Source organism: Roseiflexus sp. RS-1 (assembly GCF_000016665.1).
Lineage (GTDB): Bacteria > Chloroflexota > Chloroflexia > Chloroflexales > Roseiflexaceae > Roseiflexus.
Genome location: NC_009523.1, coordinates 3,590,451 through 3,610,367 on the forward strand (window position 1 = coordinate 3,590,451; position 19,917 = coordinate 3,610,367).

At 60.5% G+C, this 19,917-nt stretch carries 18 protein-coding genes; 14 read left to right on the forward strand and 4 right to left on the reverse strand.

Annotated elements, in window-relative coordinates; translation table 11 throughout:
• Positions 1 to 23: 23 nt before the first annotated feature.
• A complete protein-coding gene (locus tag ROSERS_RS14795) occupies positions 24 to 821 on the reverse strand; it encodes a DUF4058 family protein (RefSeq protein WP_011957586.1) in 798 nt (265 codons plus the stop codon).
• Between the two features lie 91 nt (positions 822 to 912).
• Here ROSERS_RS14795 and ROSERS_RS27255 point away from each other — a divergent pair, with 91 nt between their 5' ends.
• The 3 genes from ROSERS_RS27255 to ROSERS_RS14805 are packed head-to-tail and all read left to right on the forward strand — an operon-like array spanning position 913 to position 2,821.
• Positions 913 to 1,179 (forward strand): YkgJ family cysteine cluster protein, encoded by a 267-nt coding sequence (locus ROSERS_RS27255; protein WP_011957587.1) that lies wholly within the window; start codon positions 913 to 915, stop codon positions 1,177 to 1,179.
• Positions 1,180 to 1,194: 15 nt separating this feature from the next.
• Entirely contained in the window at positions 1,195 to 1,626 is a 432-nt protein-coding gene (locus tag ROSERS_RS14800) for a tetratricopeptide repeat protein (RefSeq protein WP_011957588.1), read from the forward strand.
• Position 1,627: 1 nt separating this feature from the next.
• The gene (locus ROSERS_RS14805) at positions 1,628 to 2,821 is read left to right on the forward strand and encodes an MFS transporter (protein ID WP_011957589.1); all 1,194 of its coding nucleotides are present in this window, start codon (positions 1,628 to 1,630) and stop codon (positions 2,819 to 2,821) included.
• 139 nt (positions 2,822 to 2,960) lie between these two features.
• On the opposite strand, the gene ROSERS_RS14810 is transcribed toward ROSERS_RS14805, so the two are convergent.
• Positions 2,961 to 3,254 (reverse strand): hypothetical protein, encoded by a 294-nt coding sequence (locus ROSERS_RS14810; protein WP_011957590.1) that lies wholly within the window; start codon positions 3,252 to 3,254, stop codon positions 2,961 to 2,963.
• Positions 3,255 to 3,512: 258 nt separating this feature from the next.
• Here ROSERS_RS14810 and ROSERS_RS14820 point away from each other — a divergent pair, with 258 nt between their 5' ends.
• The 9 genes from ROSERS_RS14820 to ROSERS_RS14860 all read left to right on the forward strand — a co-directional run bounded on the left by ROSERS_RS14820 (position 3,513) and on the right by ROSERS_RS14860 (position 14,595).
• Entirely contained in the window at positions 3,513 to 3,899 is a 387-nt protein-coding gene (locus tag ROSERS_RS14820; protein ID WP_011957591.1) for a VOC family protein, read from the forward strand.
• 38 nt (positions 3,900 to 3,937) lie between these two features.
• Entirely contained in the window at positions 3,938 to 5,101 is a 1,164-nt protein-coding gene (locus ROSERS_RS14825; RefSeq protein WP_011957592.1) for a Gfo/Idh/MocA family protein, read from the forward strand.
• A gap of 129 nt (positions 5,102 to 5,230) precedes the next feature.
• Entirely contained in the window at positions 5,231 to 6,229 is a 999-nt protein-coding gene (locus ROSERS_RS14830) for a sugar phosphate isomerase/epimerase family protein (protein WP_011957593.1), read from the forward strand.
• Positions 6,230 to 6,331: 102 nt separating this feature from the next.
• Positions 6,332 to 7,108: an SDR family NAD(P)-dependent oxidoreductase gene (locus tag ROSERS_RS14835; protein WP_011957594.1), complete on the forward strand. Its 777-nt coding sequence runs from the start codon at positions 6,332 to 6,334 to the stop codon at positions 7,106 to 7,108.
• 110 nt (positions 7,109 to 7,218) lie between these two features.
• Positions 7,219 to 7,641, forward strand: a complete 423-nt coding sequence (locus ROSERS_RS14840; protein ID WP_011957595.1) for a DUF4332 domain-containing protein — start codon at positions 7,219 to 7,221, stop codon at positions 7,639 to 7,641.
• A gap of 27 nt (positions 7,642 to 7,668) precedes the next feature.
• On the forward strand, positions 7,669 to 8,838 hold the full coding sequence (gene xylA / locus ROSERS_RS14845) for a xylose isomerase (RefSeq protein ID WP_011957596.1): 1,170 nt from the start codon (positions 7,669 to 7,671) through the stop codon (positions 8,836 to 8,838).
• 270 nt (positions 8,839 to 9,108) lie between these two features.
• Complete coding sequence (locus ROSERS_RS14850) at positions 9,109 to 12,084, forward strand: PKD domain-containing protein (RefSeq protein WP_011957597.1); 2,976 nt, start codon at positions 9,109 to 9,111, stop codon at positions 12,082 to 12,084.
• 188 nt (positions 12,085 to 12,272) lie between these two features.
• Positions 12,273 to 13,787 carry a xylulokinase gene (gene xylB / locus ROSERS_RS14855; RefSeq protein WP_011957598.1) on the forward strand — a complete coding sequence of 505 codons (1,515 nt, stop codon included), beginning with the start codon at positions 12,273 to 12,275 and terminating at the stop codon, positions 13,785 to 13,787.
• 112 nt (positions 13,788 to 13,899) lie between these two features.
• Positions 13,900 to 14,595: a hypothetical protein gene (locus ROSERS_RS14860; protein WP_011957599.1), complete on the forward strand. Its 696-nt coding sequence runs from the start codon at positions 13,900 to 13,902 to the stop codon at positions 14,593 to 14,595.
• Positions 14,596 to 14,598: 3 nt separating this feature from the next.
• On the opposite strand, the gene ROSERS_RS14865 is transcribed toward ROSERS_RS14860, so the two are convergent.
• Complete coding sequence (locus tag ROSERS_RS14865) at positions 14,599 to 15,741, reverse strand: SH3 domain-containing protein (protein WP_011957600.1); 1,143 nt, start codon at positions 15,739 to 15,741, stop codon at positions 14,599 to 14,601.
• Positions 15,742 to 15,954: 213 nt separating this feature from the next.
• Here ROSERS_RS14865 and ROSERS_RS14870 point away from each other — a divergent pair, with 213 nt between their 5' ends.
• Both ROSERS_RS14870 and ROSERS_RS14875 read left to right on the forward strand, forming a co-directional pair.
• Positions 15,955 to 16,632 (forward strand): hypothetical protein, encoded by a 678-nt coding sequence (locus ROSERS_RS14870; RefSeq protein WP_011957601.1) that lies wholly within the window; start codon positions 15,955 to 15,957, stop codon positions 16,630 to 16,632.
• A 429-nt stretch (positions 16,633 to 17,061) separates the two neighbouring features.
• A complete protein-coding gene (locus ROSERS_RS14875) occupies positions 17,062 to 18,141 on the forward strand; it encodes a UDP-glucose--hexose-1-phosphate uridylyltransferase (RefSeq protein ID WP_011957602.1) in 1,080 nt (359 codons plus the stop codon).
• A 316-nt stretch (positions 18,142 to 18,457) separates the two neighbouring features.
• Here the strand turns inward: ROSERS_RS14875 and ROSERS_RS14880 are convergent, their stop codons facing one another.
• The gene (locus ROSERS_RS14880) at positions 18,458 to 19,864 is read right to left on the reverse strand and encodes an alpha-glucosidase/alpha-galactosidase (protein WP_011957603.1); all 1,407 of its coding nucleotides are present in this window, start codon (positions 19,862 to 19,864) and stop codon (positions 18,458 to 18,460) included.
• Positions 19,865 to 19,917: the final 53 nt, after the last annotated feature.

Genomic DNA, 19,917 nt, shown 5'->3' on the forward strand with positions numbered 1-19,917 from the left:
CATTTGTGCGGGATGTTGTAACCCTACCCTTCCGCTGATTGCGTCGCTTTCGCCGCCAGCCAGCGTTGCACCCGCTCCCGCACCCAGGCGGCGTCTGCTGGCGGCAGCGGCGGCGGCGGCACGGGCGCACTGTAATCCACCCAATCGCCGTACCGCGCGCGCGCATACGCCGTCTCGAACACCTGTTGCAGGTTCAGCGTCACCACGCCGAACTCGACGGTCGTCGGCACAAGAATCGTCGGCAACGGGTCGCGCAGGTCGATGAACCACACTTCGTAGCGATAATCGGTCGCGCGCTTCAGCAGCACGCAGTAGTCGCTCTTGCCCGCCGTCGCCGTGAAGCGCGCCCCGGCGCGCAGCAGGTCGATTTCGATCCAGTTGGTGCGCGACTCGAACACCACGGCGCGTTTGCGTTCAAAGGCGGTCGCGCTGGGGGCGCCGGGGGTCTTGTTGGCTGGCGACAGGAGCTCGATAATCGTCACCACGCGGCGCGTGCGCGCGTCGCGGATTTCGATGAAGCGCTCGCGCACCTCCGGTTCCGGCAGCGGTTCAATCAGGGTCGGGGCGGTATACCCGGCGTCGAGCGGCGCCGTCACGCCTGGACGCGCCGGAGTGACGACCGCCAGATCGGGAATGATGGCGCCGACCGGCGGCGTCTCCTCTTCGCTGACGATCAGGCGCTGTTCAATAGTGACAATAAAGTGCGGACTTAAGATACTCGTCAGCTCACTGCGCATACTGCTGATCAGTTCAGTATGCACATCGGGCCAGATGTCGGGCGCTTCGAGGAAGGGGTCCATGCCGGGAAATGGCGAGCGCATAGGAAGTTCCTTCATTTGGCAGCCGCCATCATTCTGCGCTAGAATACCGCAAACTGACGGTTGTGTTCAGTGTACCATACGGGTATCTGCGATGCAACGGTTCGACTGTCGAGCGGGATGTGGCGCGTGCTGTATTGCTCCTTCGATCTCATCGCCGATCCCCGGTATGCCGGACGGCAAACCGGCAGGTGTGCGCTGCGTGCAGTTAAGCGCCGATAATCGCTGCATGCTGTTTGGGCGTCCTGAACGACCAGCGGTATGTGTTTCGCTGCGACCAACAGCGGAGATGTGTGGAACGACGAACGAGGAAGCGTTCATATTCCTGACAACACTGGAACATGCAACACAGCCAGGATGACGGAGAGAACCATCTATGCACGACAATGCCGAACCGAAGGTTGCTGCGTGGCGTCGCTGGCTCGCACATCTCTGGTACATGTGGGGCGGGAGCCTGACGTATTGGGGTTTGCGAACGGCGGATGTCAGTTTCTTCCATGCAGCGGATGGCGCGTACAGTCGCGCGATTGCGATCTGGTCCGACTTCAGCGGCGCCTACTTCCAGCGCGGCATTATCCGCGAACGCGAGCTTGGTCAACGCATCGCCGGCATCCGCGACCTGAGCCGCGCAATAGAGTTATCGCCGGAATGGCCCGAACCATACCTTCGCCGTGGACTGATCCTCCGTTTCCACGGCAACCCTCACGAAGCTATTGCCGACCTCGAGCGCTATCTGGAACTGAGTGGCGACTCGTCCTGGCGCGATGAGGCGGAGCGACAGATTGCTGCGCTGCGAGCGGAATGCTGAGATGCCGGAAGAAGCGCAGAGCCGCGTCGCTCCAGCGAGCCGGGACGCCAATCTGACAACGACCCAATTGATCATTGTCACCGGCGGTCGTCTGGCGCTGGTTGCCGCATTTCGCATCATTTATCCGTTACAGCCGTTCCTCACCGGCGAACTGGGCATCGATCTGCGCACCGTCAGCGCGTTGATCACCGTGCAACTGGCGGCATCGATGCTGAGTCCGATCGGCGGGGCGCTGGCGGATACCAGGGGTGAGCGCACAACGATGAGCGGCGGACTGGCGCTCTTCGCGTCTGGCACGCTGCTGTGCGCCCTTTCACCATCATTTCTTGCCTTTCTGATCGGCTACATTCTTGTTGGTCTGGCGGTCGCGCTCTACCAGCCGGCAGCGCAGGCATATCTGGCGGCACGCACGCCCTATACGCGCCGTGGATGGGCGTTGGGCATGTTCGAGACATCCTGGGCGCTGGGGGCGCTGCTTGGTGTGGCGCCGTTGATGCAGGTCGTCCAGGAGACACAGCAGTCGGCGCCGGTCTTCTGGATCCTGCTTGTCGCCGGTCTGGCATCGCTGGCGCTGGTGCACACGTTGCTGCCGGATGGACAGCGGCATGCGCCGAATGAAACGCAGCGGGTCGAGTGGCGGGAACTGCGCACGCCAGGAGCGCTGCTGGCGCTGCTGTTCATGGCGTTGACCCTCTGCGCGTATGACCTGATCCAGATTGTGCAGGCGCCCTGGTTGCGTGAGGCGCTCGCGGCGAATGAGGCGCAATTGGGACAACTGCTCGCGCTGGCGGGCATCGGCGAACTGGTCGGTTCGCTGGGAGTCGCGCTCCTGGGGGATCGGCTGGGGATTCGGCGCTCGACTGCCGCCGGATTTCTTTTGGCGGCGATGTGTGTTACGGCGTTGCCATTCGCAGGGCAGGCGTGGACCTGGCTGCTGCCGGTGTATCTGCTGCTCTACGTGTCGTTCGAGTACGCGATTGTTGCGTCCTTCCCGCTGGTCTCGGCAGTGGCGCCGGCGGCGCGCGGAACCATGCTCGCGCTCAGCTCAGCCGCCATCGGCGCCGGGCGCGTCGTCGCGTCGCTGGTCGCCACATCGCTCTGGCTCACGTTCGGCATCGGCTGGACGGCGACGATCACTGCGGCGATCCTTTGTATGTCGCTCCTCTGCTTGCTGGTGGTCCGACCGCAGGAGTAGGGGCTGCGAGAACCGGGAACCAGGAGCGAGGGGGAGGGTTACCTGCACTATTCAGCATTCAACTGGCAACCTTCAAACAGGCAATGTGCGAGGCGCAATCCTCCTGTACGCCTGGAAGTCAACCGGAAATGTGAACCATTCACGGAAAGAACGCATCGGGCGGCAGCGGCGCCACATCGGTCAGGGTCACGTGCAACGCCTGCGCTTCACGCCGCACAGCGATCACACGTCCCTGAAACAGACGCCCTCCCTCACGCCAGCGCACAATGTCGTCCAGACGCACATCGATATGTTCAGGACGAATGTATGCCCCTTCGAATCTGATACTGAACCCATCACGACGGATCTCATCCACCGGCAGGCTGGTGTAGCGCCGACCATACCCGCGCCGGTCAACGTCAACCGTCAGCAGACGACGCTCGGTCCGACTCACACGTATCTTCCTCGAAAGTGTATCAACATTCGCGCTATTATAGCATCACCTTGACGCTGTTCCGGTGCTGCGGTATACTCCACGCCGACACCCGCAGCACATATCGCCTGGTCAGCGGCGCCGATGCCTGATCAATGGTTCTGTGAACGACAGTGCGGTCGCGCAGTTCCCCGCCTCCGCTCAAGAACTGAACGCACCGCATTGTATTCCAGCCATCGCCTGACAGCCGCTGTTCCATCGGTGATCAGGAGATTTCCCATGAAACGGCCACGAGTGCAGCATGTAAGCCTGCCGCGTCCACCTCGCAGTGATGAAGCCACCCGCGCTTTCTATGGGACGTTGCTCGGTTTTGAAGAGATTCCCGCCCCTGCATCGCTTGCCGATCTCGATGTCATCTGGTATCGCCTCGGTGATGCCGAACTCCATCTCTTTGCCGAAGAACCATACCCTGATCGCTCCGGGAGGCATGTGTGCATCGAGGTGGAAGACCTCGACGAGGTGCGCGCGCGACTGATTGCAGCCGGTTACACTCCCGAAGACACCATCGCCATTCCGGGACGACCGCGGTTCTTCTGCCGCGACCCGTTCGGCAACCGGATCGAGTTCACCACCATCATCGATGACTATCTGAAATATCAGAAGTAGTGCACACCGACTGTGCTGAAGCAAAGGAGCAGAAACGTATGTCGAACACCATTGGCGTCGGCCTGGTCGGCTACAAGTTCATGGGCAAAGCGCACTCCAACGGATACCGGCAGGTTGCCGCGTTCTTCCCGGATGTCGCGCTACGCCCGGTGATGAAAGCGATCTGCGGGCGCGACGAGGCAGCGGTGCGCGCCGCAGCCGCACAGTTTGGCTGGGAAGGATACGAAACCGACTGGAAGAAACTGGTATCGCGCGACGATATCGGTCTGATCGATGTCTCGACCCCCGGCGATACCCACGCCGCGATCAGCATTGCAGCCGCCGAGAACGGCAAGCATGTCTTCTGCGAAAAACCGCTGGCAAACACCCTCGCCGAAGCGCGTCAGATGCTCGACGCAGTACAGCGCAACAAGGTCGTCGGCATGGTCAACTTCAACTATCGCCGCGTTCCGGCGGTGCAACTCGCCAAAACGCTGATCGACTCCGGTCGCCTGGGGAGGATCTATCACTGGCGCGCCGTCTATTTGCAGGACTGGATCATGGACCCCAACTTCCCGCTGGTCTGGCGGTTGCAGAAGGATGTCGCCGGTGCGGGAACGCTGGGCGATCTTGGCGCTCATATCATCGATCTGGCGCGCATGCTGGTCGGTGAAATCACCGAGGTGACAGGGTTGACCGAGACATTCATCAAGCGCCGACCGGTGCTGGCGGCGACGACCGGCGGATTGGGCGCGGCTGCGGGTGCGGAAATGGGTGAGGTAACGGTCGATGATGCAGCGCTGTTCCTGGCGCGATTCGCCAACGGCGCCGTTGGTACGTTTGAAGTCACGCGCTTCGCCAAAGGACGCGCAAACTACAACAGTTTCGAAATCAACGGCAGCAAGGGCAGCATTCGCTTCAATCTCGAACGCATGAATGAACTGGAAGTGCTGCTCGATGACGATATGCCCGACGTTGCCGGATTCCGCACCGTGCTGGTCACCAATGGCAATGCGCACAAATATCTGAGCGCCTGGTGGCCCGCCGGTCATATCATCGGATGGGAGCACACGTTCACCCACGGCATCTACGACCTGCTGAACGGTATTGCCGCTGGCACGTCGCCCGCCCCGACGTTCGAGGACGGTCTGCGCTGCCAGGCGATCCTCGATGCGGTTGAACGTTCAGCCGGAAGCAGGCAGTGGGTGGAGCCGGAGTATTAGAGGCGACGTAGGGGCGCGCGGGTTGAAGGTTGCAGGTGGGAAGTTCGTCTTTGAACTTCTCTGCGCGCCCGGCGTCTCGGCGGTGCGTTTTTGCAGCGAAGTCTTCAATAGAATACAGGAGAAGCATCTATGCCACGTCCGGTCACTCTATTCACGGGCCAGTGGGCGGACCTGCCGCTGGCGACGCTGGCTGCGAAAGCGAAGAGTTTCGGATACGACGGGTTGGAACTCGCCTGCTGGGGCGATCATTTCGAGGTCGATAAGGCGCTCGAGTCTGACCGCTACATCCGCGAGAAGCGCGAACTGCTCGAACAGCACGGATTGCAGTGCTTTGCCATCAGCAACCACCTGGTCGGGCAATGCGTATGCGACCGTATCGATGAGCGTCACAAGGCGATCATTCCGGCACGCATCTGGGGGGATGGCGATCCGGAGGGGGTGCGACAGCGCGCTGCCGAGGAGATGAAGAACACGGCGCGCGCCGCCGCCGCCTTCGGCGTCAAACAGGTGAACGGCTTCACCGGTTCGTCGATCTGGCATCTGATCTACTCCTTCCCGCCCAACATTCCGGAGCAGATCGAAGCAGGATACGCCGATTTCGCCGCGCGCTGGAACCCAATTATGGATGTGTTCGATGAAGTCGGAGTGCGCTTCGGTCTTGAGGTGCATCCGACCGAGATCGCTTATGATATTGTGACCACCGAGAAAACCCTGGCCGCCATCGGGCGCCGCCCGGCGTTCGGCATTAATTTCGACCCCAGCCACCTGATCCATCAGTTCGTCGATCCGGTGCTGTTTATCGAAACGTTTGCCGACCGGATCTATCACGTGCACGTGAAGGAGAGTCGGCGTAACCTGAACGGACGCACCAGCATTCTGGCATCGCATCTCAACTTCGGCGATCCACGCCGGGGATGGGATTTCGTATCACCTGGACACGGTGATATTCAGTGGGATCCGATCTTCCGCGCGCTGACCCGCATCGGTTACACCGGTCCGCTCTCGGTGGAATGGGAAGACAGCGGGATGGACCGCGAGTTTGGCGCAGCAGAAGCCTGTGCGCTGGTCAAGAAGAGCGACTTCCCGCCCAGCGCCGTCGCCTTCGACGCGGCATTCCAGAAGTCGTGAGGCGCCGGGAGGCATCCCTGAGCCACTTACATCGTCATCTTCCGCGCCGACGGAGTCTCCGTCGGCGCATCACAAGGTCAGTCGCCAGACAGCAAAGCGCATATGAGCAGGTTACTTGACGGAAAAGTCGCTATTGTGACCGGCGCCAGTCGGGAGATCGGCGCTACGATGGCTGAATTGCTGGCGGCGCATGGGTGCGCAGTGCTGGCGGCGCACTTCGGTGAGGCGGAGCGTGCGGAGGCGCTGGCGGAACGCATTCGTGCAAACGGCGGGCGCATCCTGATCCACGACGCCGATCTATCGCGGGTTGCGGCGAACCAGGCATTGATCGCACGCGCCGTGGATGCCTTTGGGCGCGTCGATATTCTGGCGGCGAACGCCGGACTGACCATCAGCGCGCCCTTTCTCGCCACAACCGAAGAACAGTGGGACACCCTGTTCGATCTGAACGTCAAAGGATCGTTCTTCGCCGCGCAGGCCGCCGCACGCCAGATGATCGCGCAGCAAAGCGGCGGGCGCATCATCTTCTCCGCTTCGGTGACCGGCGTGCAGGCAATTCCCGGCTTGAGCGCCTATGGGATCACCAAGGCGGCGCTGCGTCATATGGCAAAAACGCTGGCGTGCGAACTCGGTCTGTATGGCATTACGGTCAATGCGCTGGGCATCGGGGCCATTGTGAATGAACGCAACCGCAACGACGACCCGGAGTACGAAGCGCACTGGGGACGCGTCACACCCACCGGGCGCGTCGGACTGCCGACCGATGTGGCGCAGGCGCTCCTGTTCCTGGCATCGCCAGAAGCGGCGCACATCACCGGTCAGACCCTGATCATCGACGGCGGCTGGACGCTGACCAGTCCTCTGCCGCCATCTTCCTGACTCCTGGTATCATACGCGCGGCGCGAACGCGCCGGTCAACAGATAATGCAGCGCGTATGAATGGAACGCCGCCCGGTTGCGGCATTCAGGAGAAGAGAGGAGGAACAACGATGAAACTGGCGCAGGTCGAAGGACTCGAACCGGATGTGATCGCCCGCCTCAGCGCGACAGGCATTGAGACAACCCATGATCTGCTGGCACGCGGCGCCGAACCTGCTGGCAGAGCTGAGATTACCGGCGCTTCCGGTTTGACCGAACCCGCCCTGCTCAGCATTCTGTTTCGCGCCGATCTGGAACGGGTGCACGGGATCGGGTGGGATTACGCCGGTCTGCTGGTGGAAGCCGGGGTCAGCACGGTGACCGATCTGGCGCATCGCCAGGCGGAAGAGTTACGCAAACGCCTGGCAGCAGTCAATGCTGAGCGCGGTCTGGTGAAGCGCGTACCATCGCTGGCGCAGGTGACTGCCTGGATCGACCACGCGCGCACCCTGCCGGGTGTGCTCACGTTTGGCGGCGGCGGCGAAACATATTGATGACTTCCTGCGAAAGTGAGCATCCCTATGAGTGACATGTACGAACCCAAACCCGAACACAAATTCACCTTCGGACTCTGGACGGTTGGCAACATCGGGCGTGATCCGTTCGGCGAACCGGTGCGCCAGCCTCTTTCGCCGGTCGAAATCGTCCATCTGCTGGCGGAAGTTGGCGCGTATGGCGTCAATTTCCACGACAACGACCTGATCCCGATCGATGCAACACCGGCGGATCGCGACCGCATTCTACGCGAGTTCAAGGCGGCGCTCCAGGAAACCGGCCTCGTTGTGCCGATGGCGACGACCAACCTCTTTGCCGATCCGGTCTTCAAGGATGGCGCCTTTACCTCGAACGATCCTAAAGTGCGCGCATACGCGCTACAAAAAACAATGCGCGCAATCGATCTGGGCGTTGAATGTGGCGCGAAGGTGTACGTTTTCTGGGGCGGTCGCGAAGGCGTTGAGAGTGACGCGGCGAAGGATCCGCAGGAAGGGTTGAAACGCTACCGCGAAGCGATCAATTTCCTCTGCGCCTATGTGAAAGACCAGGGGTACGACCTGAAATTCGCGCTCGAACCCAAGCCGAACGAGCCGCGCGGCGACATCTATCTGGCGACTGTCGGGCACGCGCTGGCGTTCATCAACACGCTCGACTACCCGGACATGGTCGGGCTGAACCCGGAAGTCGCCCATGAAACAATGGCAGGACTGAACTTCCTGCACGGCGTCGCGCAGGCGTGGGATGCTGGCAAACTGTTCCATATCGACCTGAACGATCAGGTAATCGGGCGCTACGATCAGGATTTCCGCTTCGGAGCGGTCAATCTGAAAGCCGCCTTCTTCCTGGTGCGCTTCCTGGAAAAGGTCGGGTACCAGGGGAGTCGTCACTTCGATGCACACGCCTACCGCACCGAGGATTATGAAGGGGTGAAAGCGTTTGCCCGCGGCTGTATGCGCACCTACCTGATCTTGAAAGAAAAGGCGCGCCGCTTTGACGAAGATGCCGAGATTCAGGCGTTGCTGGCGGAAATCTCTGCCGACGACGGCTCGATGGCGCCGTTCCAGGGCGGCTACAGCCGCGAAAAGGCTGCCGCGCTCAAGGCGCATCCGTTCGACCGGGCGGCGCTTGGGCGACGCGGGCTGGCGTATGAGCGCCTCGATCAACTGACGAACGAATTGTTGCTCGGCGTTCGTTAAGCGGCGGAAGTGACGTATCTGCTCTTGTAACACAGGCGAAGGCGTTGCCTTCGCCTGTGCCATTTCTGACTCTCTTCTTACAGCCATCTCCCCCGCTGATAACAATCTTTTCAGATTTATTGACGAAGCGCTCCATTTCTCCTTATAGTTCAGCCTGAAGCAATATGTCGTAGCAAAAGAGCGAAGCAGGACCATGTTTTGATGCCTGAGCGCCGCACTGCTCGCATCATGCGCCTGTTGTTGCGCCAAAACAGACGCCAGGAGCGAATTATGCGATGCAATCGTGCCCTTGTATGGCTTGGAATCCTCCTTATTGCGAGCATGCTGCCGGTTTCATCCCCCACCCACTCGACCGCCATTGCGCAGAGTGCGCCCGATGGACCACAACCGGGTGACGTGTTTCGTGAGTATGCATTTCCGCAACGCCTGACACTCTGCTTCCGTCCTTCCAATTCTGCATCGTGCAACAACATTCCGGTAGAACGCTCTGCGGGTCTGACATTCAACCCGGCTGGCGCAGTGCGCGCTGAACTGGCGGTCGAATACTGGGGCGGTCACATCGGAACCCGCCAGCATTTTCGCGTCAACAGTCAGGATTACTGGCAACCTTTGCCACCGATCCAGAATGTTCCCGCAGGCGCTCGCCAGCACTGCTATTTCCGCTCCGTGCTGGGACGCACCCTGCCGCTTGATCTGAGTCAATTGCGAAACGGCGAGAATCGCTTCCGCTTTACAATCGGGCACAACAATCAGTATGGTCAGGACATCAGTTGTCCAGGCAACTTTGGTTGGGGAACAACGTATGTCTACGGTTTCATCGCCCGCCTCTACTACACACCCGGCAGTATTCCCGCTCCCGGCGGCACAATCGTATCGCCCGCCCAAAACGCGACCATCGGTGAAATGCCGCAGATCACCGTCCAGGCGACGCCTCCAACCGGACGGACAATAGCGCGGGTTGATGTGATCGGTGAGTATCTCGATTACGACTGGGATGGCAACGGCGTGTTGCGCGAATGGCAGTACCAGATGGCGCGCACCCAGATGCAACGCCATATCGGTCAGGCGGTGCGTGACGGAAATGTGTATCGCGTGGTGTGGAATACGACATGGATTCCGGATCAGGTCGATGCGAACGGCAACCCGTTGCCGGTCCGTCTCATGGCGAAGATCACCGATAGCGACGGGGTATCGATTATGACCGCAGCGCGCACCGTATGGTTTCAACGCAGCGGTCGTCAGGTGCGTATGTACACCTCCTCACACGATCACGGCGCTTCAGCGCAGCGCGTCTTTGGCGTGCCGCAGAACTTTGGTCCGCGCAATTCGCAGACCGTGACATCGACCCTTACCATCGCCGATGATCCAACCGGCGCCGCCGCCGCACGCATGATCATCCATACATGGGCTGGCGATCAGACGAAAGAAGAGCCGACGGTTCGTGATCGTATCACGATCAACGATGTTCCAATCGTTAATGTCAATGCCCGCGCTCCCGAAACTCCCACCCCGCCGATTGGCGCCGATCATCACTGGAGTTTCGACTGGCGCGATGTGCCGGTATCGGCACTGATCCAGGGCGATAATCTCTTTCGTGTGTGGACGAATCGGCAGGGTCATCACCTGGAGATCGCGTGGCCCGGTCCGGCGCTGATGGTCGAATGGGTGGACGCTCCTTATGCCCATGACCAGGTGGTTGTCACTCCGGAAGATACGCCGATAACAATCACGCTGACCGGATCGACGCCTTTTGTCAATCCATTGACGATCGCCCCGATCAGCAATCCTTCACGTGGAACGCTCAGCGGCGCAGGATCGACCCGTATCTATACGCCGCAGGCACATTACAACGGAACTGACCGGTTCGACTTCCGCGTTTCCAGCAGTGATGGGCAGGACAACGGAACGATCTATATCGTCGTTACACCGGTCAACGACGCACCGGTGCTAAACCCTGCACCACGAACATTGCCATCCATCGATGAAGATATCCCTGACGCCAGCAATCCGGGCACAACGGTTGGCGCGCTGCTTACCGACATGGTTACCGATGTCGATTCTGATGCTCTTCCGGCAGGAATAGCGCTGGTGGGCGCCAGCGGCAACGGGACATGGCAGTACTCGCTCGATGGCGCTGCATGGCTGGATGTCGGCACGGTATCGATAACCAGCGCGCTCACGCTCGAACCAACCGCCCGGATCAGGTTCCGTCCCGCACCGAACTTTTTCGGGCAGGCGAGTGTCACCTACCGCGCATGGGATCGCAGTGACGGCGCAGCCAATGGTCAGCGCGGCGTCAATCCTGGCAATGGCGGCGGAACGAGCGCCTACAGCAGCGCCACGGCAACGGCAACGATCACCGTGAATCCGGTCAACGACCCGCCGGAGATCACACTCTCCAGCAACGTTACCACGACCCACATCCTGGCATTGTTCAATGTGAGCGGATCGGTCGTCGATATCGAAGACGAGACATTGAACGTGACGATCGATTTTGGCGATGGCGTGTCCAATACCCTCACGTCGCAGCGCACATTCGATGTTACCCATCAGTACCAACGCAGTGGCGCCTATACTGTCACCGTGACGGTGCGCGACTCAGCACAGGCAACTGCCAGCGCGTCGTTCGTTGTGCGCGCTGTGAACGATCCGCCCGAAGTGACGCTCGACGCGACCACCCCTTCTTCTGTGCATATCTTCACGCCATTCAGCGGCGCCGGTTCGTTCTCCGACACCGAAAATGACTCGATCACACTCCAGATCGACTTCGGCGATGGCACGCCTGCGCAAACGATAACTCCAGCGACGGATCGGACGTTCACCTTCAACCATCGGTATGAACGAAGCGGACAGTACACGATGACGGTCACCGTGCGCGACTCAGAATCGACAACGCGCACAACATACCCGGTGCGGGTGATCAATCATCCGCCGGTTGTCACCATCAGCGCACCAGCCCAGATCAAACGTGACGATCCCTTCGTCGGCGCCGGCTCATTCTCCGATGTCGAAGAGGTTCCGCTGAGCAACTGGAATGCGACCGTCGATTATGGCGATGGGAGCGGACCACAACCTCTCGCGCTGTCCGACGAGAAGCGTTTTGTGCTGAACCACTCCTATGCGGAAGAGGGGACATACACCGTCACTGTGCGCGTCTCCGATCGTGAAGGGGCGATCGGAACGGCGTCGATCTCTGTTCGCGTGAGCCGATACTTCGTCGTGTACGTCCCTATGGTCGTCCGCTAGATTTACGGGATGTCTTGTCGGGTTTCCGCTGGAGGGCAATACCGCCCTCCAGCGGAACCATGATACGGGGAATTCTCCCTGAAGTGATTGTCAACCCTGTAGAATAAACGCTCCCGCTCCACCCTTGACGGCACGGCATAACCCGGTATGATCGCAGCAAGAACCATTCTAGCCTGCGAGGGATTCCTATGTCTGCCTGTCTTCTCGGTCTCGATATTGGCACCACCGGCGCCAGGGCGCTCCTCTGCGACGAACACGGTCGCGTTCTGTCGGTTGCAACCGCCGAATACCCGCTATCGACGCCCCAACCTCTCTGGAGCGAACAAAACCCGGAAGACTGGTGGCGCGGGGCATGTGATGCGTTGCGCGCCGTCGTCGCTCAGGCAGGTGTTGCGCCTGAGCAGATCAGGGGATTGGGACTGACCGGACAGATGCATGGATCGGTGTTTCTCGACGAACAGGATCAGGTTATCCGCCCGGCGCTGCTATGGAACGACCAGCGCACTGCGGCAGAGTGCGCCGAAATCACGGCGCGGGTCGGCGCCGAACGATTGATTGCGATCGCGGGCAATCCGGCGCTTACCGGGTTTCAAGCGCCGAAAATCCTCTGGCTGCGCAATCATGAACCGGAGCGATATGCGCGGGTAGCGCAGGTGCTCCTGCCGAAGGATTACATCCGCCGCAGATTGACCGGCATCAGCGCCACCGATGCCGCCGACGCCGCCGGTACTCTGCTGCTCGACCTGCGCCAGCGTGACTGGAGTGATGAGATTCTGGCTGCGCTCGACATCCCGCGCGCCTGGCTCCCCCGTGTGTTTGAGGGTCCTGAAGTGACCGGCGAAGTGCGCCCTGACATCGCAGCGGCGCTGGGATTGCCCGCGGGTCTGCCGGTCGTTGCTGGCGGCGGCGATAATGCAGCGGCAGCAGTCGGCGCAGGCATCGTACAATCCGGCATCGTCAGCAGCAGCATCGGCACCAGCGGCGTTATCTTCGCCCATTCCGACGAGATTGCGCTTGATCCGCATGGGCGGTTGCACACCTTCTGCCACAGTGTGCCCGGTCGTTACCACCTGATGGCGGTCACACTCGCGGCTGGCGGATCGTTCCGCTGGTTCCGCGACACGCTGCGTACCGTGACCGGTCAACATCTCGGGTACGACGATCTCACCAACCTGGCGGAATCGGTTCCGCCCGGCGCCGAAGGGTTGATCTTCCTGCCGTACCTCAGCGGCGAGCGCACGCCGCATCTCGATCCGCTTGCCCGCGGCGCATTCATCGGACTTACGGCGCGCCACACCCTGGCGCATATGGCGCGTGCGGTGATGGAAGGGGTTGTGTTTGCGCTGCGTGATGGACTGGAGATTATGCGCAACCTGGGGATGGCGCCAGACCAGATCCGCGCAACCGGCGGCGGCGGCAAAAGCCCACTGTGGCGGCAGATGCAGGCGAACATCTACGCAACCCCGGTGGCAACGCTGGCTGCCGAAGAAGGACCGGCATACGGCGCTGCTCTGCTCGCCGGTGTTGGCGCCGGACTCTTCCGCGATGTCGCGGACGCGGTCGACCGGTGCGTCACCCTGACCGCCAGCGTCGTCCCCGACGATCACGCGGTCGCACAGTATGATCGCGTCTATGCCATTTACCGCGATATGTACGCCGCCTTGCGCGACGGCATGCACCGTCTGGCAGGAGTGTCTGCGTAACCGGACGGCGCATCCCAACGGTACATCAGCAGAAACGACGGCGCGGCATGCCACATTCACCCGCTACGAGACAGCAGACCGGCATGCCGCGCCCCTTTCCTGGAGATGATCCATGAGCACATTCGACTATGCCAACCAGGCGCTTCGGCGCGACATGATCGCCTATGCCCGGGCATTGCGCACAATTGTCGCAGCGCTGCCAGAAGCGCGGGCATTGTGCGATAAGGTGCTCAAGGAAGTGCGTCTGATCCAGGCGCTGCTGGCATTCACCAGCGGTCCGCAGATGGCGGCGCTGGCGCAGATCGCCTATACGCTCAGCAATCTCTGGTCCTACCGGGATCAATCCTTTGCGCGCACGCTGGGGTTTGGCGACGAGATCAACGAAGCGCGCGCCTACCGCGATGAAGCGCGTCGCGGCATCGCGCTACTGGCGCGTCACGCGGGGAACGATCCGCTGGCGCACGAGTTGACCGTCTGTTTGAACAATATCATCGCGTATCTGGAAGAAGAAGAACGTCTGTTGATCGAATGCGATCAAGCCATTCGTCCACACGCTGAGAATATGGAGATCACCCGCAAGCGTCTGAACCTCCTGATCGCCGCCATCGACGCGCGCATGCCAGCAACGCCGGAAACCGCCGCCACCCTGGCATCCTACAGTGAAGCGTCGCGCCTGCTGCACGACTGGGAGAGCGGCGTACCCCTCAATGATCACGGCGTCGAGATCCTGGAAACCTGTATCGACCTGCTCGAACGCGCCGGTCTGGTCTTTTCGGCACCGCCGCTCAACCCCGGACGCATGGCGTAGCCATTACGATGACGCTACCGGCACCTGACGCGCAATAGTCGGGGGCACCGATAGCAGCGATACACTGACCCACCCCGTTGCAGCCGGCGCACGCACACGGTACCAGCGTCGATCTGCGCTGCGTTCGATGATGATCACAGCATCCTGAACATTCACCTGCCCCACAATCCTGCCGCCGCCCGGTAGACTGCGGATCGGACCGGCGCGCTGCGCTGCGACAATCGGCTCCGGCGTGCGCTGAATGGTGCGAACCTGTGCCGGGGCGGCAATCGTCACTTTGCCATTGATATTGCTGATATCGATCCGAAACGTGGTCGAGAATACCTGTGAAGGTTGCTGACGAACGTTGCCGGCGGCAACTGCCTGAATACGCCGCAACATCCCGTCGTCGCAGAGCCAGAGTTGCACCGTTCCGCGCTGAATGTTCAGATCGAGCGGTGCGCTGGCATTCGTTGATGCTGGCGGTACGAGTGGTCGCCCTAACGCTCCCAGCGCCGCTGGCGCCACCGCCGCGCCCGACTGGTACGCAGTGCAACGCCGCCCATCGATCGTCTCGGTGCGACCACGCGCCATCTCCGCCAGCGGGAGAACATTCCCCAACCGTCGCAGCATATCATCGAGACGGTACGGCGGCGCCAGAAACGACGGCACATCGGACCCCAGATCATACCAGACCGGTTCCGTCACTCCATGGATCGGCAGTGGACCAGGCGCATAGGTGACACCTTTCGCGCGCGCGGCAGTGATGCCGGTGGTCGGATCGACACCCTGACGCTCAAGGTCTGGCGCGCGCAGAACGAACGCATAATCTGCGCCATTATACTCGCCACGAAAATCGATCAGCGCCTCTTCGCGCGTCCCGCGAGCGCCCGCCACGACACCGGCGGCGCGAACGGTCACATCCATCTGATAGATCGCAATCTGCGCGGTGCGTTCCAACGCCGCCGCAAGCAGACGTTCCGTTTCGCGCGCTGTTGCGCTGAGCGGCGTAGCCGTCGGACGCGGCGCGCCGTCCGGTTGCCGCACCGGCGTGGGAGTGACGGTTCTGATCGTCTGCGCCCCAACCGGCGTGGCTGCCGATCCGGGCATTGCCATGACCATCAACAGCGCGGCGCCGGTCACCAGAACAAACAAACGAATCTGCATGGCATCGATTCCCTCACACATATCTGGCGCCCAAAGTATACCCCAACCGACAACCAGGCAGGACAGTACTTTTGGGTGAGCCGGAGAAATGTGAAGGAAGCGGCATTGCATTTTTAGAACACTTGTGCTATAATCCGCACATCTTCGAGCCTGCGCCTACCCGTGCGCTGCGCACGGGTCGAAACGCCTGCACAGACACAGAGGAGTTGCGCCATGCTGCGATCATTCCTGTCCCCCTACGGTGCGGTGGTTGTGCTGGTCATCAGTGCCGTCATTCTGTATCTGGACTACCGGTATGCACCGCACTCCGTCATTTTTGACCGCTCATCGCAGCACAACGATATGTTATCGCTCTTCTGGTCAGCAACAGGGATGACCGCTGCCTTCGCACAATCGTCGTCAGCAGCGCACTTCGAACTGGTCGGCGAAAGCGCGGCGCTGAGCCTTGCCGGTGATGTCGGCTACAACGTTCGCGCAGCGCTCGATGCCAGTAACGGCGCACTGCGCAGCATTACGATTCTTCCCGGGGAAACGTGGAGTTTCAATGCCAGCATCGGTCATCCATCTCACGTGAATGTGCGGGTTGTCGCTGGCGTACCCGGCGGTGGATGGTGCGACCTTGCCAGCCGATACGTGCAGGCGCTGCGTCCGGTATTGCCGCCTGAAGCCTTCGCTTTTCCGAATCATGTGCGCACCGCCGGCATCGGTTTGCTGAACGTCGCCAATGAAGACGCCGTTGCCATCTGGAATATCGACGGTCAGCCCGGTTCGTTTGGCGGGCGACAGGATCTTCAGATTACCAATACAACCAATACTGCCCTGCGGCTCGAAGTTGTCGAAGGACCGTTACCGGATCAGATTGTTGTGCGGGCGTTGCGGGTTGTCCAGTGAAGGATGATGCTGGCGACCAGGTGGACAAAATGGCGGCGCGCGACTCCAGGGCGGACGCCATATCGTACAATACGGACAACTGGCGCGTGGAATCCTCCCGTCTGATACGGGTGTGAGAGCGCCATCGTACCGGGTGAGTCCAGCACCTGTCCAATTGCCTGGAGCGCACCAGGAAGCGGAACAATAGTTCAGAACGTGTGTGTTGTGCGGTAAGGAGACCTCCTGTTTCCCGGTTCTCAGTTCTCAGTTCTCGGTGCTTAGTTCTCGGTGCTCAGTTCTCAGTTCTCAGTCCCTGGTTCTCAGTTCCTGGTTCTCGGCTTTCGGTTCTCAGTTCTCGGTTCCTGGTTCCTGGTTCCTGGTTCTCAGTTCTCAGTTCCTGGTTCCTGATTCTTGGCTCTCGGTTCTCGGTTCTCAGTCCCGGAGGCGCCAGTGTTCTCGCTCACCGATCATCCACACCGCCGATACAATCCGCTGACCCGTGAATGGGTGCTGGTTTCGCCGCATCGCACCAAACGCCCCTGGCAGGGGCAGGTCGAACAGTCCGCGCACGAGCAGCGTCCACCCTACGATCCGACGTGCTACCTCTGTCCCGGCAACGCCAGAGCGAATGGTGCGATCAACCCACAGTATGAACATACATTTGTGTTTACAAATGACTTCTCGGCACTGCTGCCGGATGTTCCTTCCGGCGAGTATGCTTCCAGCGACGGAGAACCCGGCAGCGCTGTGCCGCCGCTGCTGTACGCCAGAAGCGAACGCGGCATCTGTCGCGTCGTTTGCTTTTCGCCGCGCCACGACCTGACGCTGGCAGAGATGGATGTCCCGGCAATTACGCGAGTCGTCGATGTATGGGCGCAGGAGTATGAAGAACTGGGAGCGCTGCCCTTCATCGGGTATGTGCAAATCTTCGAGAATCGCGGTGCGATGATGGGCGCGAGCAACCCGCATCCTCACGGACAGATCTGGGCAACTGAGCGCCTGCCGCTGACGATCATGCGTGAGGACGTCGCACAACGCGACTACCTGGAGGCAACCGGTCGCTCATTGCTCGCGGATTATCTGACCCTCGAACTCGAGCGCGAAGAGCGTCTTGTCGTCGTCAACGACCATTTTGTCGCGCTGATTCCCTTCTGGGCGGTCTGGCCCTTTGAAACTATGATCATCAGCCGCAGGCATGTCGGCGCTCTCAGCGACCTGACGCCGGAGGAACGCTCTGGTCTGGCGGACATTCTCAAACGATTGACAACGCGCTACGATAACCTGTTCCAGGTCTCGTTCCCCTACTCCCTCGGCTTCCACCAGCGCCCCACCGATGGTGCGCCTCACCCGGCCTGGCATTTGCATGCCCACGCCTATCCGCCACTGCTTCGTTCGGCGACAGTGCGCAAATTTATGGTGGGGTTTGAACTGCTTGCTGAAGCGCAGCGCGATATTACGCCAGAACAGGCTGCCGAACGCCTGCGCGCGCTCCCGGAACGCCACTATCGTGATACAACCGCATCACCGTAACAATCACACTAAAAATAGTACGGAGCGACACGGTGACACCGCATCGCTCCGTACTTTCAGAACCCCCAGGAACCACATAACCGGGAGGGTGATCCAATGATCTCCCCGTAAACCTTTCGGTTTACCCGCCTGCCCAATGGCCTGCGTCCCGGTTCCGACTATAGTATAACGCATTGCGCTAAAAAGAGAGTTGCGCTTTGTTCACCTCTGCGTTGCGAGGCGATAACATATGGTTAATAGATTGTTAAACAAACGATAACGTTACCCACGGTATCGGACAGGGTTGCTTTCTGGAAATGCGCATCTCGCGAAGATGCTAATGATACACTGGCAACCAGTCGCCGTGCGCGGCGATCAGGTCATCCACCAGCGCCCAGATCTGATCCAGGTCGAGCTCGGCGGCGGTATGCGGGTCGAGCATCGCTGCGTGGTAGATATGCTCGCGTTTGCCGGTCAGCGCCGCCTCGACAGTGAGCGCCTGGACGTTGATATTGGTTTGCATCAGTGCGGCAAGATGGGGCGGCAACGCGCCGATCTTCGTCGGCTGAACGCCGTTTTTATCCACCAGACACGGCACTTCCACGCAGCATCCCTGTGGCAGGTTGTCGATCAGACCATCGTTCGGCACGTTGCCATAAATAACACGCGGCTGACCCGTTTCCATACTGTGGATGATCAGCGAGCCGTATTCGTGGCTACGCACGACCTTTCCCGCCTCCAGGTCTTCGGCGGCTGTGATGACATACTCGATGAACTCATCGGTCAGATATGGGTTGGTTTTGGCGCGCGCATGCATCATCGCGCGCAGATCGGCGCTCGTCGCTTCAGGATGGTCGAGTTTGTACTGCACGAATTCCCAACCCGCCAGTTGCACCTCGCAGCGACGGATGTACTCGTCCAGCGGAATATTGAAACGCTCGATCAGATCGGGGCGATCGCGCTTGATGAACCAGGGTGTGTATTCACTGAAATGCTCACTCGATTCGGTGACAAAATAGCTGAGGCGACGGAAGACTTCGTACCGCACCCGATTCCACGCTGGCACGCGCCCTTCGTCATAGACCTTGCGGATGAGCGGGTAGAGGTCTTCGCCGTTGCGCTCGAACCGCAGGTAGAACGCCATATGGTTGATACCGGCGCAGATATAGTTGATCTCCTCGACCGGCACGCCAATATCGTGCGCCAGTTGTTCGGCGGTGCCCTGCACACTGTGGCACAAGCCAACGGTCTTGATCCGGCTGGCGCGACTGATCGCCCAGCAGTTGATCGCCATCGGATTAACGTATTGCAGGAAGGTGACGTCCGGGCAGACCTCTTCCATATCCCGGCACATCGACAACAACACCGGAATGGTGCGCAACCCGCGCATAATCCCGCCGATGCCGAGCGTGTCGGCGATGGTCTGGCGCAAACCATACTTCTTCGGGATCTCGAAGTCGATCACCGTGGCAGGCTTATACCCGCCGACCTGGATCATACAGATCGCATAGTCGGCGCCGTCGAGTGCGCGCCGGCGATCAGTTGTCGCTTCAATCGTCGGGCGCGCATCGAGCGCTGCTGCGACTTTGTGCGCCACAATCTCGGAGGTGCGCAGGCGCTCCGGGTCAATATCGAACAACGTCAGCGTTGCGTCGGCAAGTTCGGGGAAGCTCAGAATGTCGCCCATCAGATTTCTGGCGAACACAGTGCTGCCCGCACCGATGAAGACGATTTTTGGCGGCATTGGGGAACCTCGTTTCTCTTTTGCAGGGCGATCCTGCGACACAGATGCGGCTA

Excerpts from the sequence above, each read along its gene's own strand:
- ROSERS_RS14795 (WP_011957586.1), bottom strand. The coding sequence starts at position 821 with ATGCGCTCGCCATTTCCCGGCATGGACCCCTTCCTCGAAGCGCCCGAC.
- ROSERS_RS27255 (WP_011957587.1), top strand. The coding sequence starts at position 913 with ATGCAACGGTTCGACTGTCGAGCGGGATGTGGCGCGTGCTGTATTGCT.
- ROSERS_RS14800 (WP_011957588.1), top strand. The coding sequence starts at position 1,195 with ATGCACGACAATGCCGAACCGAAGGTTGCTGCGTGGCGTCGCTGGCTC.
- ROSERS_RS14805 (WP_011957589.1), top strand. The coding sequence starts at position 1,628 with ATGCCGGAAGAAGCGCAGAGCCGCGTCGCTCCAGCGAGCCGGGACGCC.
- ROSERS_RS14820 (WP_011957591.1), top strand. The coding sequence starts at position 3,513 with ATGAAACGGCCACGAGTGCAGCATGTAAGCCTGCCGCGTCCACCTCGC.
- ROSERS_RS14825 (WP_011957592.1), top strand. The coding sequence starts at position 3,938 with ATGTCGAACACCATTGGCGTCGGCCTGGTCGGCTACAAGTTCATGGGC.
- ROSERS_RS14830 (WP_011957593.1), top strand. The coding sequence starts at position 5,231 with ATGCCACGTCCGGTCACTCTATTCACGGGCCAGTGGGCGGACCTGCCG.
- ROSERS_RS14835 (WP_011957594.1), top strand. The coding sequence starts at position 6,332 with ATGAGCAGGTTACTTGACGGAAAAGTCGCTATTGTGACCGGCGCCAGT.
- ROSERS_RS14840 (WP_011957595.1), top strand. The coding sequence starts at position 7,219 with ATGAAACTGGCGCAGGTCGAAGGACTCGAACCGGATGTGATCGCCCGC.
- xylA (WP_011957596.1), top strand. The coding sequence starts at position 7,669 with ATGAGTGACATGTACGAACCCAAACCCGAACACAAATTCACCTTCGGA.
- ROSERS_RS14850 (WP_011957597.1), top strand. The coding sequence starts at position 9,109 with ATGCGATGCAATCGTGCCCTTGTATGGCTTGGAATCCTCCTTATTGCG.
- xylB (WP_011957598.1), top strand. The coding sequence starts at position 12,273 with ATGTCTGCCTGTCTTCTCGGTCTCGATATTGGCACCACCGGCGCCAGG.
- ROSERS_RS14860 (WP_011957599.1), top strand. The coding sequence starts at position 13,900 with ATGAGCACATTCGACTATGCCAACCAGGCGCTTCGGCGCGACATGATC.
- ROSERS_RS14865 (WP_011957600.1), bottom strand. The coding sequence starts at position 15,741 with ATGCAGATTCGTTTGTTTGTTCTGGTGACCGGCGCCGCGCTGTTGATG.
- ROSERS_RS14870 (WP_011957601.1), top strand. The coding sequence starts at position 15,955 with ATGCTGCGATCATTCCTGTCCCCCTACGGTGCGGTGGTTGTGCTGGTC.
- ROSERS_RS14880 (WP_011957603.1), bottom strand. The coding sequence starts at position 19,864 with ATGCCGCCAAAAATCGTCTTCATCGGTGCGGGCAGCACTGTGTTCGCC.